Origin of the sequence: Mycolicibacterium boenickei, from assembly GCF_010731295.1 — a bacterium.
In the GTDB taxonomy this organism is placed as follows: Bacteria; Actinomycetota; Actinomycetes; order Mycobacteriales; family Mycobacteriaceae; genus Mycobacterium; species Mycobacterium boenickei.
In genome coordinates this window covers 4,349,952-4,366,762 of the sequence record NZ_AP022579.1, presented here as the reverse complement: position 1 = coordinate 4,366,762, position 16,811 = coordinate 4,349,952, and the positions used below count along the sequence as shown (strand labels likewise).

General features: G+C 67.8%; 16 protein-coding genes. 10 read left to right on the top strand and 6 right to left on the bottom strand.

The window, feature by feature from the left end:
- Positions 1-133 precede the first annotated feature (133 nt).
- The 7 genes from G6N57_RS20705 (at position 134) to G6N57_RS20675 (ending at position 6,634) form a co-directional block, all read left to right on the top strand.
- On the top strand, positions 134-763 hold the full coding sequence (locus tag G6N57_RS20705) for a hypothetical protein (RefSeq protein ID WP_234815682.1): 630 nt from the start codon (positions 134-136) through the stop codon (positions 761-763).
- Positions 764-806: 43 nt separating this feature from the next.
- Entirely contained in the window at positions 807-1,028 is a 222-nt protein-coding gene (locus G6N57_RS20700) for a hypothetical protein (RefSeq protein ID WP_077740794.1), read from the top strand.
- Between the two features lie 6 nt (positions 1,029-1,034).
- On the top strand, positions 1,035-2,510 hold the full coding sequence (locus tag G6N57_RS20695; RefSeq protein WP_077740795.1) for an amidase: 1,476 nt from the start codon (positions 1,035-1,037) through the stop codon (positions 2,508-2,510).
- 93 nt (positions 2,511-2,603) lie between these two features.
- The gene (locus G6N57_RS20690; protein WP_077741945.1) at positions 2,604-3,497 is read left to right on the top strand and encodes a fructose bisphosphate aldolase; all 894 of its coding nucleotides are present in this window, start codon (positions 2,604-2,606) and stop codon (positions 3,495-3,497) included.
- A 32-nt stretch (positions 3,498-3,529) separates the two neighbouring features.
- Positions 3,530-4,444, top strand: a complete 915-nt coding sequence (locus G6N57_RS20685) for an alpha/beta fold hydrolase (protein WP_077740796.1) — start codon at positions 3,530-3,532, stop codon at positions 4,442-4,444.
- Between the two features lie 50 nt (positions 4,445-4,494).
- Positions 4,495-5,142: an MBL fold metallo-hydrolase gene (locus G6N57_RS20680; protein WP_077740797.1), complete on the top strand. Its 648-nt coding sequence runs from the start codon at positions 4,495-4,497 to the stop codon at positions 5,140-5,142.
- Positions 5,143-5,233: 91 nt separating this feature from the next.
- Positions 5,234-6,634, top strand: coding sequence for an FAD-dependent oxidoreductase (locus G6N57_RS20675; protein WP_077740798.1), 1,401 nt, complete (start codon positions 5,234-5,236; stop codon positions 6,632-6,634).
- A gap of 85 nt (positions 6,635-6,719) precedes the next feature.
- Here G6N57_RS20675 and G6N57_RS20670 read toward each other — a convergent pair whose 3' ends face one another.
- The 5 genes from G6N57_RS20670 to G6N57_RS20650 all read right to left on the bottom strand — a co-directional run bounded on the left by G6N57_RS20670 (position 6,720) and on the right by G6N57_RS20650 (position 13,192).
- A complete protein-coding gene (locus G6N57_RS20670) occupies positions 6,720-7,988 on the bottom strand; it encodes a competence/damage-inducible protein A (protein ID WP_077740799.1) in 1,269 nt (422 codons plus the stop codon).
- Between the two features lie 35 nt (positions 7,989-8,023).
- On the bottom strand, positions 8,024-9,247 hold the full coding sequence (locus G6N57_RS20665; protein WP_077741946.1) for an enhanced intracellular survival protein Eis: 1,224 nt from the start codon (positions 9,245-9,247) through the stop codon (positions 8,024-8,026).
- A 74-nt stretch (positions 9,248-9,321) separates the two neighbouring features.
- Positions 9,322-9,546 carry a hypothetical protein gene (locus G6N57_RS20660; protein WP_077740800.1) on the bottom strand — a complete coding sequence of 75 codons (225 nt, stop codon included), beginning with the start codon at positions 9,544-9,546 and terminating at the stop codon, positions 9,322-9,324.
- Positions 9,547-9,555: 9 nt separating this feature from the next.
- Positions 9,556-12,282, bottom strand: coding sequence for a glycoside hydrolase family 2 protein (locus tag G6N57_RS20655; RefSeq protein WP_077741947.1), 2,727 nt, complete (start codon positions 12,280-12,282; stop codon positions 9,556-9,558).
- A gap of 172 nt (positions 12,283-12,454) precedes the next feature.
- Positions 12,455-13,192, bottom strand: a complete 738-nt coding sequence (locus tag G6N57_RS20650; protein ID WP_077740801.1) for a glucose 1-dehydrogenase — start codon at positions 13,190-13,192, stop codon at positions 12,455-12,457.
- 102 nt (positions 13,193-13,294) lie between these two features.
- Between G6N57_RS20650 and G6N57_RS20645 the strand changes: the two genes are divergently transcribed.
- Entirely contained in the window at positions 13,295-14,371 is a 1,077-nt protein-coding gene (locus G6N57_RS20645; protein WP_077740802.1) for an NAD(P)H-dependent amine dehydrogenase family protein, read from the top strand.
- Here G6N57_RS20645 and G6N57_RS20640 read toward each other — a convergent pair.
- On the bottom strand, positions 14,368-15,132 hold the full coding sequence (locus G6N57_RS20640) for an HAD family hydrolase (RefSeq protein ID WP_077740803.1): 765 nt from the start codon (positions 15,130-15,132) through the stop codon (positions 14,368-14,370). The two genes, G6N57_RS20645 and G6N57_RS20640, sit on opposite strands and share 4 nt — an antisense overlap.
- A 56-nt stretch (positions 15,133-15,188) precedes the next feature.
- Here G6N57_RS20640 and G6N57_RS20635 point away from each other — a divergent pair, with 56 nt between their 5' ends.
- Positions 15,189-15,554 (top strand): VOC family protein, encoded by a 366-nt coding sequence (locus G6N57_RS20635; RefSeq protein WP_077740804.1) that lies wholly within the window; start codon positions 15,189-15,191, stop codon positions 15,552-15,554.
- 120 nt (positions 15,555-15,674) lie between these two features.
- Positions 15,675-16,805 (top strand): nitronate monooxygenase, encoded by a 1,131-nt coding sequence (locus tag G6N57_RS20630; RefSeq protein WP_019346340.1) that lies wholly within the window; start codon positions 15,675-15,677, stop codon positions 16,803-16,805.
- Positions 16,806-16,811: the final 6 nt, after the last annotated feature.

The window sequence follows — 16,811 nt, the reverse complement described above, 5'->3', positions numbered from 1 at the left end:
ACCGAAGCGGGTTTCGGCGAATTCCCGGGTGTCGCCCCCAGCGCCCAGCCTCGTCGTGCAGAATATGAGCTCGCGTCAGCGCACCCGTCGCCTCTGCCACGCCCCAACACACCGCCGTTCCCCGGGAGCAAGCTTGGTCACCTGCCTCGTCCCCACACCGCATCCGCCATATCCACCGGTACGTCGTGGGCGGCATCGCAAGGCACCGGAACGACGCTGGCTGCCCGTCGGCATCGGAGTGGCGGCCGCGGCCGTCGTCAGCTCCATGCTCACCGCATTCGTCATCCTCACCACGCTCGCCTCCAAGTTCTCCGCCAAGGAGTCGGTGTATGCCGTCGGCGCCAGGATGTATGAGGTGAAACCGAACCGGCCGCTGCAGCGCAGCTTCGCCGCGCGGGCCACCGCTCCGGCCGCCGCGGCGTTCGCCTCCGACGGCTCCGGCTTCGTCGATTCGGCAGCACGGTGCCGTGACACCCAGACCGCCAGGGCCATCGGCCGCACCGACGCATCACTGGTGGTGATCTGCCTGGACCGCACCGGCCGGCTGGAGTACCACGGTGTCCGACTGTCCGACAAGGCCGCCCTGGCGGCGTCGGCCGACATCACGCCGGGGCGCCGCTTCGTCGCGCGCAACTACCAGGTCAACTACGCGGTCTCACCGACCGAGCTGCTCGTCACCTCGGGCAGTTCGGTGCTCAAGCGCGAACCGATGGTCGAGTACCGGGAGATCCTGTCCACGCCGGTCGTCGTCGCACCGCGATAACCGCGTTAAGCTGGCCGCTCATCGGACACGCGGCGGGAGATCGATGTCCACATTCTGGCGATACATCCGGATCCAGGCCATGGTGTTCGTGGTCGGGATCGTCGGACCGATCTTCCTCATCGTTTACTTTGCCGCGCAACCGGATCCGACCCTCAAATGGATGTATTTCGCCGGTCTGGTCATCACCGGGGTCGAGGTTCTCATCGCGCTCGAGTTGACCCGCGTCAGTGCGCCCACCGATACCACCATCGATCGCCCGGAGTGATGTGTCATGGATTCGTCGTCGGCATTCGAACTCGCCCGCACCGACGGGATCGGGCAGGCGGCGCTGGCCGCCGCCGGTGAGCTGACCGCCGTCGAACTACTCGACGCGGCGATCATCCGGGTGGAAGCGACCCGTGGTCTCAACGCCGTGATCACCGACCTGTTCGAGCGGGGCCGGGCCCAGGCCGCAGCCCTCGACAAGTCCGGTGCGCTGCGCAGCGAGCGGACCGGACCGCTGGCCGGCGTGCCGTTCCTGCTCAAAGATCTCGGTGCGGCCCTGGCGGGTGCTCGCGAATCGATGGGCTCCTGCGCGCTGCGAGACCATGTCGCAACCGACACCGCGTGGACGGTGAACCGCTACCTCGACGCGGGCCTCGTCGTGTTCGGGAAGACCAACACCCCGGAATGGGGCAATCACTGCACCACCGAGCCGACGCTGTACGGCCCCACGGTGAACCCGTGGTCCCCGACCCGCACCCCCGGTGGATCCAGCGGTGGCTCGGCGGCAGCCGTCGCCGCCGGTGTGGTGCCCGGGGCCTCGGGTGGGGACGGCACGGGCTCCATCCGCGTGCCTGCCTCATGTTGCGGCGTGGTCGGCCTCAAACCACGGCGCGGGCGGGCCTCCTTCGCCCCCGACGGCGGCCACGGACTCGAGGGACTGGTGAACAATCACGCGCTGACCCGGACGGTGTGCGACAGTGCGGCCCTCCTGGACGTCATCGCCGGCACCGCACCCGGTGATCCATACAGCGCCGCCGTCCCGGCCGTGTCCTTCCTGGAAGCGGCCGCGCAGACCCCGACGGCACAACGCATCCTGATCGCCACCTCGTCGCCGTTTCCCACCGACCGGATCGACCCCGAGGTGGTGTCGGCGGTCGAGGCCGCCGGGCGGCTGCTGGAAAGCCTCGGCCACCACCTCACACCCGGCGCGCCCACGATCGATCCGGACGTCGTCGCCGACGCCATCGCGGTGCTGCACACCGTCAGCAACGCGGAGTTGCACGAGCTGGCCCGGCAGCATCTGGGCCGGGAACCCCGCGAGGACGAGTTCGAGCCGAGCAGCTGGGTGATGATCCGGGAGGGCTTCACCACGACCGGCCTTGCCTATGCGAAGGCCATCTCGGACATCCATGCCCAGACGCGGCGGTTCGCCGCGGAGATGGCAGGTCATGATGTGCTGCTGGTGCCGACGCTGCTGACCGGTCCGCCGCCGTACGGACTGTTGAACCAGCCCCGGGGCACCACTCGGGCCTTCTTCGACGTCGAGTTCGCCACCACCGGCTGGACGGCCCTGGCCAACGTGACCGGTTGGGCTGCGATTTCACTGCCCCTGGGGCAGACCTCCGATGGCCTGCCGATCGGGGTACAGCTGATGGCTCCCGACGAATCGGTCCTGCTCAGCCTGGCCGGTCAGCTCGAACAGGCCGCCCCGTGGGCTGCCCGAACCCCGCCCCGATGGGTGGCCGCTACCGCCGGGACGTAGCCGCATATCCTCTGAGTCGAACTGTGCGCCACTGTGGTGTGCGCCTCACAGCAGAAACAGCAGGACGCCGTCTTCAAAGGAGTGGACAACCTCATGGTGAACCAGCAGCAGGCCGACAAGATGACCACGGGCAAGGGCTTCATCGCCGCGCTCGACCAGAGCGGTGGGTCGACCCCCAAGGCCCTGCGTCTCTACGGGGTCGAGGAGAGCGCCTACTCCTCCGAAGAGGAGATGTTCGACCTGATCCACCAGATGCGCTCGCGCATCATCACCTCGCCGGTGTTCACCGGGGAGCGCGTGCTGGCAGCGATCCTGTTCGAGCAGACCATGGACCGCACCATCGACGGCAAGCCCACCGCGACCTACCTCTGGGAGGACAAGGGCGTGGTTCCGCTGCTCAAGATCGACAAGGGCCTGGCCGATGCCGCCGACGGCGTGCAGGTGATGAAGCCGATGCCCGGCCTGGACGAGCTGCTGGCCCGCGCAGCGAAGAACGGCATCTTCGGCACCAAGGAGCGTTCGGTGATCGGTGCGGCCAACGCCGACGGCATCGCCGCCGTGGTCGCCCAGCAGTTCGAGGTGGCCAAGCAGGTCCTGTCGCACGGGCTGATCCCGATCATCGAGCCCGAGGTCACCATCTCGATCTCCGACAAGGCCGAGGCCGAGGACCTGCTGCGCGACGAGATCACCAAGAACCTCGACGCGCTGCCCGCCGATCAGAAGGTGATGCTGAAGCTGACCCTGCCGACTGTGGCCAACCACTACCAGTCGCTGGTCGAGCACCCCAAGGTGATGCGAGTCGTGGCGCTGTCCGGCGGCTACTCGCGCGACGAGGCCAACAAGCTGCTGGCCGCCAACACCGGCGTGATCGCCAGCTTCAGCCGCGCGCTGACCGAAGGGCTTTCGGCACAGCAGAGCGACGACGAGTTCAACGCCACGTTGGACAAGTCTATCCAGTCCATCTACGACGCCTCCGTCGCGGGCTAGTCGCAGACCCCGGCCAGGCGAGGCACACGAACATGGTCATCCCGATCGATCGCCCCAAACTGGAGGGCAATGTCGCCGTGGGCGACGGCAGGCAGCTCGGGTTCGCCGAGTTCGGTGATCCGCAGGGCCGCGCGGTCTTCTGGCTGCACGGCACCCCGGGTGCCCGCAGGCAGATCCCGACCGAGGCCCGGATCTACGCCGAGCGGAATCACATCCGGCTGATCGGGGTGGACCGCCCCGGCATCGGGTCCTCCACTCCGCATCAGTACGACCGGGTGCTGGATTTCGGCGACGATCTGCGGACCATCGCCGACACGCTTGGCATCGACACGATGGCCGTCATCGGGTTGTCCGGTGGCGGGCCCTACACCCTGGCCACCGCGGCCGCCATGCCCGACCGGGTGGTGGCGGCCGGGGTGCTCGGCGGGGTGGCCCCGATGATCGGCCCCGATGCGATCAGCAGTCCGCTGATGCAGCTCGGCGCGGCGGTCGCCCCGATCCTCGAGGTGGCAGGCGCACCGATCCGATTGGCCGCCTCCGGACTGATCCGGCTGATCCGTCCCGTGGCCTCGCCGGCTCTGGAGATCTACGCCAGGATCTCCCCCGAAGGCGACCGGCGCATGCTCGGCCGCCCCGAGTTCAAGGCCATGTTCCTCGACGACCTGCTCAACGGCAGCCGCAAGCAACTGGCCGCCCCGTTCTACGACATCGTGGTGTTCGAGCGGGACTGGGGCTTCCGGCTCGACGAGGTCAAGGTCCCGGTGCACTGGTGGCACGGCGACCACGACCACATCGTGCCGTTCGCCCATGGTCAGCATGTCGTCTCCCGCCTGCCCGACGCGGTGATGACCGAGCTGCCCTATGAGAGTCACCTCGGTGGGCTGGGCTGCGTGGAGGAGATCATGGGGACCATGATCTCGACGTGGGACAAGGCGAAGACGGACTGAGCCGGACCGGGGGTTGACCTCAACCATTGTTGAGGGTCGAGGCTGTCGTCATGACGAACTCGATGACCCGGATCCGGTCCGACCTGTGGGAAACCCGTACCGACACACCGTTTCCCGGTTTGACCACACACTCCTACCTGTGGACGTCCGGCGGGCACAACGCGCTGTTCTACTGCCCGGCCGGAGATGCGGACTTCGCCACGCTGGATTCCCTCGGCGGCGTCGACGATCAATATCTGTCGCACCAGGACGAGGCAGGCCCGATGCTGGCCCGGATCGCCGAGCGGTTCGGTTCCCGGTTACATGCGCCCGATGCCGAGCGCGAGACGATCGGCCGGCACCGCCCGATCGACGTACCGCTGTCGTCCCGCCACGTCGATGACCGCGGCGTCGAGGTGATCCCCACCCCCGGGCACACCCCCGGCAGCACGAGCTACCTGGTCGACGGCGCCCAGGGCCGGTACCTGTTCACCGGGGACACCATGTTCGTCGCCGCCGACGGCCGATGGTCGACGTTCGTGATTCCCGGCATCGGCGATGCCGGAGCCATGGCCGACAGCCTGCATGTGCTGGCGAGCTTGCGGCCCGACGTCGTCATCTCGAGCGCCTATGGGGCGCGTGCGGTCACAGTCCTCGACGAGGGTGCCTGGCCCGCCTGCGTGGAGGAGGCACTGGCATCGATACCGGCGACCCGGTGACGTTCGAGTAGCGCACTACTCTAGGCCCGGACCCAGCCCCGTTCCCATACTTCGAACAACTGGCGATGTGCCAGCGGTCCGGAGGTCGGCAATGGCAACGATCGGCAAACACGCAGTGGTGCTCGGCGCGAGCATGGGCGGACTTCTGGCCGCCCGGGCCCTGGCCGAATTCTTCGACACCGTCACGCTGGTGGAGCGCGACGTACTGCCCGACGGCCCGGTCCAGCGGCGCGGCGTCCCGCAGGGCCGGCACGCGCACGGACTGCTCAGCGGCGGACTACAGGCCCTGGCCGAGCTGTTTCCCGGGCTCCCCGAGGAACTGGCCGCCGACGGTGCGACGGTGCTCGACGCGGCGAATCTTTCCCTCATCTCGCTGACGTTCGGCGGCCACCGGCTCAATCTCGACCAGGAGCCGTCCAGACCGATCGAGTCGTATCTGGCCAGCAGACCGTTCCTGGAGGCACATGTCCGGGACCGGGTGCGCGCCATCGACAACGTCCGCATCCTCGACGGACACGACGCGGTCGAGTTGCTGATGGATGACCACCGGCGCGTGACCAGCGTCCTCGCGGCCCCTCGCTCCGGTGGTCCCGGGCAGGCGATCGCCGCCGATCTGATCGTCGACGCGATGGGCCGCGCCGGACGCACACCGGCGTTTCTGGAGAGCGCCGGATTCGGACGTCCGGCCGAAGACCGGATCGCGGTGCAGGTGGCCTATTCCAGCCAGTTGATGCGCTTCACCGAGAACCCGCCCCGCGACCGGCTCACCCTCGTCGGGGCGGTTCCCGAAAGGCCCTGCGGCGGTTCCCTGTTCGCCTATGAAGACAACACCTGGCTGCTCACCACCGCGGGGATGAACGGCCAGGAGCCGCCTGCCGACCTGGACGGGATGATCGCCTTCGTCGAGGATCTGTTCCCCGCCGAAACCATCGCGGCCCTGCGCACCGCCCAACCGCTGGGGGCGGTGGCGACCTTCCGCTACCCGGCGAGTGTGCGGCGACGCTACGAGCGCATGCCCCGCTTCCCCGAAGGTCTGCTCGTGTTCGGCGACGCGATCTGCAGCTTCAACCCGGTGTACGGGCAAGGCATGTCGGTAGCCGCGCTCGAGGCGCTGGCGCTGCGCGACTGCCTGACCCGGGGCGCCGACGATCTCGGTCGCCGATTCCTGCGGGCCGCTGCCGGATGCGTCAACACTGCATGGCAGATGGCCTGCGGCGCCGATCTGGCCCTGCCCCAGATTCCGGGGCACCGACCGGTATCGGTCCGGCTGTCCAATTGGTACACCGAGCGGGTGCTCACCGCGGCCGAGAACGATCCCGTGGTCACCGAGGCATTCTTCCGGGTGATGAACCTGGTTGACCCGCCCAGTCGGTTGATGCATCCGGCGATCGTGCGGCGGGTGGCGACCGGCGCGTCCCGGCGACGCGGCCGCGCAGTCCCAGCGCCCTCGGCACCAACCCCCGAGGCACTTACACCTAGGATTACTGCTTGATATTGACTGGAGTCCTAGATTTAGAGCATGTCTAATCAATGCGAATAGTGGTGCAGCCCATGGGGAGACCTGACTTGCCGCCGACCTAGTCGCCGAATCCCGTGAGGGCCCGGCGCAGCAGATGCATCGCCACCGTCGTGGCCCGTTCCCGGATGTCGGACCGATTGCCCGGCAGGCGCAGGGTGCGGGTGATCGCGGCCGATCCCGACCGGACCGCGAAACACACCGTGCCGACCGGCTTTTCCGGGCTGCCGCCATCCGGGCCCGCGACACCGCTGATGGCCACCGCCGTGTCGGCCCCGAAATGATGCAGCGCACCGGCAACCATGGATTCCACCACCTGTTCGGACACCGCGCCGTACTCGGTGATCAGAAGCGGATCCACGTTCAGCAGTTCGGCTTTGGCCTCGTTCGAGTAGCTGACCACCCCTCCGGCGAAGTATTCCGAGCAGCCCGGGATGTCGGCCAGCCGCGCGGCCAGCAGTCCGGCCGTGCAGGATTCCGCGGTGGCGATCCGGTGCCCGGCCAGCAGTCCGGCCACCTGCTCGTCCACGGTCGTGCCGTCCTCGGAGTACAGCGCGGCACCGTGCCGGTCGCGCAGCAGTGTCAGCAGGTCCTGATACGTGCCTGCCGAGTCGGGCTCGTACCGGGTGACGATCTCGAGTTCACCGCGGCGCAGGCAGGTGGTGATCTCGAGGGCGTCGAAACCCGGGATCGTGCTCTCGGCGTCCCGCAGGGTCTCGGCCAGGCCGGATTCGGCGAGGCCGAACATCCGCACCATTTCCTGCCGGTACTGCGTGCGGCCCGAAATGGCCTGTTGCACAGCCTCGGTCGCGACGGCGGTGTGCCACATCGGCTGCAGCTCGCGTGGCGGGCCCGGCAGCACAACGACCGTCGGGCTGCCGCCCACGACGACGCCGGGTGCGGTGCCGACCGGCGCGAGCACCTCGGCACCGGCGGGCACCATGGACTGCTTGCGGTTGGCGGCGCGGACCGCATCGAAATCCACGCCGGGCCGCTCGCCGATCAGCTTGCGCAGGATCGCCGCGATGCGCTCTTCCATGGCCTCGTCGAGGACGAGTTCACGACCGCAGAACTCGGCGACCGTCGCCACGGTGAGATCGTCGGCGGTCGGCCCGAGCCCGCCGCTGGTCACGATCAGGTCCACCCCCTCGGCAGCCAGGAACTGCAACTGCGCCGCGATGTCACGAGGACGGTCACCGCAGATGGTTATGTGCGCGAGCTCCACCCCGAGCTCGAGGAGCTGGTCGGCCAGCCACGGACCGTTGCGGTCCTGAACCCTTCCGGTGAGTACTTCGGTTCCGGTAACGACGATGCCTGCACGTGCGCTCACCTGATGAACACTACGCAGCGGGCTCTCACCCAGGCTCAGAAGCTGTAGCCCAGTTCGGCCGGAACATCGCTCGCGAAGGCCGCACCGAGCCGCCGTACCGCCTCTGAGTCCTTGCCCCGCAACCGGTTTGCGGCGACGAACCCTTCGGGGCGGTGGCTGCCCAGGTACAGGCTGCCCAGCACGTCGAGGCCGAGCTCGATGTCCGCCGGAGCGTCGGTCGGAGTACACCGGGCCCGGCCGTCGCGGATCTGCAGGGCGAAGCGTCCACCGTCATCGCGGAAACCGTCGGCGACGTCCAGCACGGCGTCGAGGTCGGCCTGATACCGGCGGGCCTCCAGAGCAGCCGGGATGTTCATGATCCGGACCCACAGGTCGTCGCTGCTCGAAGTCACCCGGGCCAGCCGCGGATTGGTCAACAGGTAAGGAAGCGGGTCGCCCGGATAGGTCCAGGTACTCACCTTCTCCATCAGGTCCATGCCCAGCAGCGCCCGCCACAGTGCGATGTAGGCATCGGTGGTCACCGCGGTCACCTCACGTACCCGCAGCGTCCTGGACTCCTCGCCGTGCACCCGGTACAGCGCATAGCCGTCGGGATGGAGGAACGCGAACAATTCGGACCCGCCTTCCCGGGTGTTCTCCCGGTCGGCGAGGACGTCGTCCCACAGCGCCGTCGGGCACGCCAGCCCGCCCGGTGTCCGCAGCCGCCAACGGTCGTAGATCTCGGCGAAGGTGTCGCGATGCTCGGCGGGTTTGACCAGGCGCACCCCGCCCGGGTCCGGGACGGCGGCATGGAACTGGGCGAACCTGCGGTCGATCGTCACCAGCTGCACGGTGGTGGCGGGGCCGTAGCCGAACCGGCCGTAGATGCCGCCTTCGCTCGCGGTGAGTGCGGCGATCGGATACTGCGAATCGGCGATCCGCTGGTGCAACTCGGTGTACATCGAACGCAGGATCCCGCGCCGCCGATGGGTGGGAGCGACGGCCACGTAGCTGATTCCTGCCGCGGGCAGCACCGCGCCGCCCGGGACGGTCAGGGTGAGATCGAGGTAGATCGACTGCCCGACGATGTCCCCGTCGTCGCCGGCACGCATCACCACACCGCCGTCGGCGGGCACCATCTTCTGCCACGCCGACATCGAATCGGGGTGGCCGATCTCACCGAACGCGGTGTTGCCGAGCAGCGCCATGCCCGCCCAGTCGGAGTCGGTGACGGTGTGCAGTGTGAGGGTCGTTGCCGGGGAATCCGCTTTGTCGGTCACGGAATCCGACGGTGCCACACCATCACCCGCCGAAGCGACCGAATTTCCGCCCGGCCGTCGTAAGGTTCAGCGGCTCAGCGCTTGAGCCAGTTGTTCAGGGTGGCCAGGTCGCGGGTGTACGTGGTCATGATGTCGTCCTGGTACAGCGTCGCCCCGCTCAGCGCAGTCCGGCCCTGCCACACCACCCTGATGCGGTTCGTGCCCCGCTGGTAGACGTCCACCCGGTCGAGGTCACGGTGCAGCCATCCGCCGCTCTCGGCCAGCTGGCTGATCTCATGGCGCTCATCGGTTGTGGTCATCAGGCGATCCTATCGTCGTGCCCGTTGGTCGATCGGTACCACCGTGGGTGCGCTGTTGTAGCCGCTGACGCGGACCCAGTTCGCCTCGGGTTCGGATCCGGTGACCGCGCCGGTCACCTCGACCGTCTCCCCCGGATACACGGTGACGTAGTTGTCGGAGTACTCGATCGGCAGGATCTCGTCACCGTCGTGGGTCGTGGTGATCTCGGCGCGTTCGAAGAACGCGATCTGGCGGCCGGGATTGTGCAGCCGGATCTGCACACTGGCGCCGCCGTCGGCCGCCTCGGTCCGGTGCGCGGTCACCTCCAGCTGCGCCGGTGCCATGGTGTTGAGCGGAGTCATGTCGGCCCAGCTGCTCTGCACGAGGTCGAACGCCTGGTCGTTGACGGGAGGGCCGACGTCGTCCGGCTGCTGCGACTGCCAGTAGGTGTTGTCGGCGACGACGGCACCGTTCTCGTCGAGCAGTTCGGCGCGGACGAACACCACCGGCGAGTCGGCGGCCAGCCGGGGCAGCGACAAACCGGGCACAACGCCGTTGGACGGCACGGCAGGCACTTCGGCGTCCCTGTCGTCGCGCATCCGGCCGATGAGGTCGTAGGTGCGCACCCGGACCCGCAGTCCGGTCCGCTCCTGCGGGGACTGGTTGACCACGCTCACGTGCGCGGTGTCGTGGTCTCCGGTGGCATAGGAGTCGAACACCACCGACAGCGGGCGCAGTCCCTTCTTGGCCCCGTAGTAGGCGCCACCGGGCCGCAGGTAGTAGTCGAAGAGGTGTCCGAAGAACGACGGCCAGTGATTGTTGAGCATCCAGTAGATGGTCATCTTGTGGTTGTCCCACCCGCCGGCCGCGAACGCCTCGAACTGTGCGCGGGTCGACTCGTAGTGGGCCAGCTGCGCCTTACGGGCGAATTCCTCTGCGCCGCGCGAAGTTCCGTACCGCTGGACCACCGCGGTGCGAATGCTCTCCAGGGCGGCGTTGCTCGGGTTGGCCCCGGCGTGGAAATACCAGGCCTCGTTGATCGGCCAGAGCTTGTCCTTCGGGATGAACTTCTGCAGGCTGGCGAACGGCGGGATGTGTTCGTTGTCGCCCTGTTCGGCGTTGGACCCGCGAGTGGCCTGATACCGCCCGCTGAACCAGTAGCTCGGCGGACGCCAGGTGTACGGGCCGGCCATGTGGATGCCGTCCCAGTCAGGTTCCCCGTTGGCGTCGCGGGCCAGCGACGACACGGTGTCGACGACGGTGTTGGGCCAGTGCAGATCGCGCAGGATGCCGTGATAGCCCGCGAGCACCGGCGCAGGCGGCTTCCCGTCGCTGCCGTTGGCCCACAGGAAAGCCGAGGCGTGCCCGCGCAGCGAGAGGATCTGCGAGCGCATGCTCTCGTCGGCCACCCGCCGGTCCTCGTCGTCCCACTGCCACCACTTCTCCCACTGGTTGCAGCACATCCATCCGTACATCAGCGGGATGCCCAGTTCGTCGGCTCGCTCGATGATGTTGTCGCCCGGGAACTTTCCCTCCAGCCGCAGCATGTTCAGGCCCAGATCGCGGACATACCCGAGGATGGCGTCCTCACGCCGCGGGTCGTACTGGAACAACAGGTCGGGTGTGTAGGCCGCGCCCCGGACCAGGAAATCCCGCCCGTTCACGGTCAGGTAGAAACTCCCGCCGCGGCCCAGGTCCGGATACTGCTCGTCGTTGTCGCGGTGCTGCGCCACGGTGCGGATGCCGAACCGGGAATCCAGGGTGTCGGTGGGCCTGCCGTAGCGCAGAAATTCCAGCCGCAGGTCGTACAGGTCGGGCTTCCCCATGGTGTACGGCCACCACAGGTCCGGGTTGCCGACCCGCAGGTCCGCGAAAGTGTCCGGATCGAACCGGATCTCACGGCTCTCCCCCGGCGCCAGGCTGACCGGTTGATCCACCGAGATGGCCGGTTTCCCGGGCCGGCTGATGCGCGCCCGCACCACGCCGCGCATCGGGACATCGGCGGTGTTGCGGATGTCCGAGTAAACGGTGAGCCGGGCCGAGTCGGTGGCAGGCAGCGGCAGCTCGGTGGTGACCAGCGGGTCGCTGAGTACGACCTGACCCGAGTAGCTCAGGTACACCGGTTTGAAGATGCCCGCATTGCGGTCGGCCACATAGGAATTGCCGCGCAACGGATTCTTGTCCGGGCCCTGGTAGCCGATGCGGTTCCAGTTGAGCCAGTCCCACCAGCTGTCGGCCAGCTCGACGCCGTCGATGTCCTGGAGCGCCTGCTCGGGCGTCACCTTGACCGCCAGCGTGTTGACGCCCCCGGGGTTGATCCACTGCGTCGCGTCGATCTCGTGGATCGTGTGCATGCCCACCAACAATGAACTGCCGGCGATCATGGTGCCGTTGAGCCACACCTCGGCGCGATAGTTGATACCCGGGAAATCGAGCCGGTAACTGGAACTGCCCTGCGGCGCGGTGAACGTGGTGCGGTACCACCAGTCCTGACGGAACAGGTCGTCGGGTACGTCGGCCAGGTTGTCCCCGACGTACAGGTCCGGATAGGTCCCGTCGTCCTGCAGCGCCGCCAGCACCGTGGACGGCATCTGCTTGACCGGGTGCCAGTCGGCATCGATCTCGCCCGGCGTGGACATGGTCGCACCGTCGGCGGTCACGGTGCGTGCCGAGGCGAGCTGCCAGCCCTGAGCCAGTTCCATCCGCCCCGACGGCGGCTCCGGGGTGGCGAACGGCGGGAAATCGGCGACGCACAGCGACAAAACCAACAGTGCGACGACAACGAAACCCGTGACGCTCAGGCCGGCGCGGGGATTCCGGGCGGAAATGGGCAGCTCCTCACAGACCGGTGTGGCACCGCGTCCATGAGTCGATGCCCTGCCGGGTCATTCTGCCGTGGTCCTTACCGCCGCGTGCGGCCGGTGCGACTCAGAGCTTGTGCGGGACGTCGTTGACGAGGCCGCCGTCCATGACGAACTCGGCACCCGTGGCGTAGCGGGATTCATCGCTGGCCAGGAACACGACGAAGCTGGACACCTCGTCGGGCTGTCCGGGCCGGCCCAGCGGAATGCTGAGCATGTCCTCCGGGAAATGCTCGGTCATCGGGGTCCGGATGAAGCCGGGGTGGATCGAGTTGACCCGGATCTGCTTGGAACCGAGCTCGAGTGCCGCGGACTTGGTGATGCCGCGCACGGCCCACTTGGAGGCGACGTACGGGTGCACCATGGCCGCGCCACGCAGGCCTTCGATCGACGACACGTTGATGATCGAGCCGCCGCCCGCGGCCTTCATCGCCTTGACGCACGCCTGCATCCCCAGGAAGGTGCCGGTGAGGTTGACGTCGATCACCTTCTGCCACTGGGCCATGTCGAACTTGCCGATCTGACCGAGGGCGACGATCCCGGCGTTGTTCACCAGCACATTGAGCAGACCGAACTCCGAGGTGGCAGTCTCCACCGCAGCGTTCCACTGGTCTTCCTGGGTGACGTCGAGGTGCACATAGCGGACCGCATCACCGAGTTCGGCCGCCAATGCCTTGCCCTCGTCGTCGAGAATGTCCCCGATCACGACCTTGCCGCCTTCGGCGACCAACGCCCGAGCGTGCTCGGCACCCATGCCCCGCGCACCGCCGCTGATGAGTGCCACTTTTCCGTCTACCCGTCCCATGACGGGTGACGCTACCGCGTCCGCGATCAAATTAGAACCTGTTCCAATTTCGTTTCCGGATCGGCATACTGCGATTGGACCGCCCACCTTGAGGAGACCTGTATGGCGATTCGCGTGGCGATCGTCGGCACCGGAAACTGCGGCCGGTTGGCCCTGATCCAGCTCATCGACGACCCCCGGTTCGAACTCGTCGCGGTGGGCACCTCGACCGAGGCGAAGGTCGGCCTGGACGCCGGCGAACTGGCCGGGCAGGGCGGCGTCACCGGGGTCACCGCCACCCTGGGCATCGACGCCGCGATCGCCGCCAAACCGGACTGCCTGGTGTACTGCGCGATGGGTGACACCCGCCCCGTGGAAGCCACCCGCGATGTGATGGCCGCACTGGCCGCCGGGATCAATGTGGTCGGCTCGGCCCCGGGCGGCCTGCAATTCCCCTGGGGCGCCATGCCGGAGAAGGCCATCGCGCGGGTCGAAGAAGCTGCTCGGGCGGGCAATTCAAGTGTGTTCATCACCGGTGTCGACCCCGGCTTCGCCACCGACCTGGTGCCGTTCGCGATCGCCGGTACCTGTCAGCGCATCGATCAGATCAAGACCATGGAGATCGCCGACTACGCCACCTATGACGGCACCGAGGTGATGTCGATCGTCATGGGATTCGGCAATCCGATCGACCAGCCCGGAATGCTGTTCCTCCCCGGAATCCTCAGCGCCGCTTGGGGGACCGCGATCCGGATGCTCGCCGCCGGACTGGGCGTCGAAGTCGAGGACATCACCGAGCACTACGAGTTGGAGCCCGCGCCCGAGGACATCGAGGTCGCGACCGGCGTCATCGCCAAGGGCACGGTGGCGGCGATGCGCTTCCAGATCAACGGCATGGTCGGCGGTAAGCCGGTGATCGTCGTCGAGCACGTCACCCGGGTGCGTGCGGACCTGCGACCGGATTGGGCGCAACCGGCCCAGCCCGGCGGCTCCTACCGCGTCGAGATCACCGGCGAGCCGTCGTATGTCGTGGACATCTGCCCGACCAGCGATCGAGGTGACCACAACCACGCCGCGATCGTGGCCGCGGCCGGGCGCATCGTGAACGCGATCCCCGATGTGGTGGCCGCCGCCCCGGGCATCCACACCACCCTGGACCTGCCGCTCGTTACAGGCAAGGGCCTGCACCGGCTGGGCTAGGCGCCGGGACGGAGCCGGCGTTCGCCGCGGCGCCGGCCACCAGGTCGCGGCAAGTTGAGCACCGGCCAGTCCTGCGCGGTGGCAGCCGAGGCCAGACCCGGCCGTGGATTCACCGGCCGTGGATGGCCCACCAATCGCATCAGTGCGCTGTCCTCGGGTCCGTCGGCGTAGAAATAGCTGTGCGCCAGATCGACCTGCTCGACCCGGCAAAAGGCCTGTACCGCATCGGCTTTGCGGGCTCCCCAGATGATCGGATCGACGATCCCGCCGGTGAGCCTGCCCTGGCCGTCGGTCAGAAAGTGGTTGCACAGCACGTGGTCGATCCCCAGGTGCCGCGCGACCGGCTCGGCGTGGATGGTCAACGCCGAGGAGCTCAACACCACGGTGTGGCCGCGGTCCTGGTGGCGCCGCACCACGGCGCGCATGTGGGGATAGACGCGCTGGGCGATCCGGCTCTCGAACAGGTACTCCCCCAGTTCGTCGAGTTCGAGCAGAGATTCGCCGCGCAGATAACCGGCCGCCCGCACCAGGAGCCGCTCGAACGGCATCCGGCCGATTCGATAGCGCACCGAGGCTTCCAGGATCCCGAGGATCTCACCGGCGGCCGCCTGCCGTTGACGGATCCGATGACCGGCGTGCGCCGTCGCGGTGAATCCGTCCACCAATGTGCCGTCGAGGTCGAAGAAGGCGCCCACCCGCGGCCCACCCGGACCGGCGCCGATCTCCTCGAGTGACTCGGGTGGCGACAACGTGCGGCCCATGGGGCTACTAAACCAAGCCACTACGACACTCGGCCAGTCGAGACTAGAAATGGGGAATGTCCCCAACTACACACCGCATCGGAATAAAGGACATCGCGGCCGTCATCGCCACCAAAAGATTCGACGAGGCGAAAGCCTGGTACACCCGGTTACTCGACCGGGAACCCGACCTGGAACCGGTTCCAGGAGTCGCCGAATGGCAGCTGACCGGCACCGCGTGGCTACAGGTCGTCACCGATCCTGGCGGCGCCGGTCGATCGGCCGTGCGATTCGGGGTCGATGAACTCGACACCACCGTCGCCTGGCTGCGCAACAATGGTGTCAGCGCGACAGAACCGCAGGTCATCGCCGACATGGTCGCCGTCATCGATGTCGCCGATCCCGATGGGAATGAAGTGTCGTTCGTGGCGGAGCTGGCGTGAATCCGCCGGGTCTCGACCCAAAACGGCTCAACGTGGTACTAAACTAGAACACGTTTCATTTCCGTCCGGGCCGGATCGGCCGAGGACTCTCGAACCGCACCGTCACTCAAGGAGCTCCCAATGCACACCGCACTCTGCGACGAGCTCGGGATCGAATTCCCGATCTTCGCGTTCACCCACTGTCGCGACGTTGTCGTCGCCGTCAGCAAGGCCGGCGGTTTCGGCGTGCTCGGCGCCGTGGGCTTCACGCCCGAGCAGCTGGAAATCGAGCTCAACTGGATCGACGAGCACATCGGCGACCACCCCTACGGCGTCGACATCGTCATCCCGAACAAGTACGAGGGCATGGACGCGAACATGTCCGCCGACGAGCTCAAGGGCATGCTGCAGTCCCTGGTGCCGCAGGAACATCTGGACTTCGCCCGCAAGATCCTCGCCGACCACGGCGTGCCGGTCGAGCACAGCGACGACGACGCGCTGCAGCTGCTCGGCTGGACCGAGGCCACCGCGACCCCGCAGGTCGAAATCGCCCTCAAGCACCCCAAGATGACGCTGATCGCCAATGCGCTCGGCACCCCGCCGGCCGACATGATCAAGCGCATCCACGCCGAGGGCCGCAAGGTCGCAGCACTGTGCGGCTCGCCGTCACAGGCCCGCAAGCACGCCGACGCCGGCGTCGACATCATCATCGCCCAGGGCGGCGAGGCCGGTGGGCACAGTGGCGAGGTGGGCTCGATCGTGCTCTGGCCCCAGGTGGTCAAGGAGGTCGCGCCGGTGCCGGTGCTGGCCGCAGGCGGCATCGGCAGCGGGCAGCAGATCGCCGCGGCCCTGGCGCTCGGCGCCCAGGGCGCCTGGACCGGATCCCAATGGGTCATGGTCGAGGAGTCCGAGCACACCGCGCAGCAGCACGCCGCGTACGCCAAGGCCACCAGCCGCGACACCGTGCGCAGCCGCTCGTTCACCGGCAAGCCGGCCCGCATGCTGCGCAACGACTGGACCGAGGCCTGGGAGAACCCGGACAACCCGAAGCCGCTCGGCATGCCGTTGCAGTACATGGTGTCCGGGATGGCCGTGGCCGCCACGCACAAGTACCCCAACGAGAGCGTCGACGTCGCGTTCAACCCGGTCGGCCAGGTGGTCGGCCAGTTCACCAAGGTCGAGAAGACCTCCGCGGTGATCGAACGCTGGGTGCAGGAATACCTGGAGGCGACGGGCACCCTCAACGCCCTCAACGAGGCCGCCGGCGTGTGATCGAGG

Bases quoted from the DNA above. Each gene is read 5' to 3' on its own strand.
- G6N57_RS20690 (WP_077741945.1), top strand. From the start codon at position 2,604: ATGGTGAACCAGCAGCAGGCCGACAAGATGACCACGGGCAAGGGCTTC.
- G6N57_RS20695 (WP_077740795.1), top strand. From the start codon at position 1,035: ATGGATTCGTCGTCGGCATTCGAACTCGCCCGCACCGACGGGATCGGG.
- G6N57_RS20700 (WP_077740794.1), top strand. From the start codon at position 807: ATGTCCACATTCTGGCGATACATCCGGATCCAGGCCATGGTGTTCGTG.
- G6N57_RS20645 (WP_077740802.1), top strand. From the start codon at position 13,295: ATGGCGATTCGCGTGGCGATCGTCGGCACCGGAAACTGCGGCCGGTTG.
- G6N57_RS20650 (WP_077740801.1), bottom strand. From the start codon at position 13,192: ATGGGACGGGTAGACGGAAAAGTGGCACTCATCAGCGGCGGTGCGCGG.
- G6N57_RS20675 (WP_077740798.1), top strand. From the start codon at position 5,234: ATGGCAACGATCGGCAAACACGCAGTGGTGCTCGGCGCGAGCATGGGC.
- G6N57_RS20680 (WP_077740797.1), top strand. From the start codon at position 4,495: ATGACGAACTCGATGACCCGGATCCGGTCCGACCTGTGGGAAACCCGT.
- G6N57_RS20685 (WP_077740796.1), top strand. From the start codon at position 3,530: ATGGTCATCCCGATCGATCGCCCCAAACTGGAGGGCAATGTCGCCGTG.
- G6N57_RS20635 (WP_077740804.1), top strand. From the start codon at position 15,189: ATGTCCCCAACTACACACCGCATCGGAATAAAGGACATCGCGGCCGTC.
- G6N57_RS20660 (WP_077740800.1), bottom strand. From the start codon at position 9,546: ATGACCACAACCGATGAGCGCCATGAGATCAGCCAGCTGGCCGAGAGC.
- G6N57_RS20640 (WP_077740803.1), bottom strand. From the start codon at position 15,132: ATGGGCCGCACGTTGTCGCCACCCGAGTCACTCGAGGAGATCGGCGCC.
- G6N57_RS20630 (WP_019346340.1), top strand. From the start codon at position 15,675: ATGCACACCGCACTCTGCGACGAGCTCGGGATCGAATTCCCGATCTTC.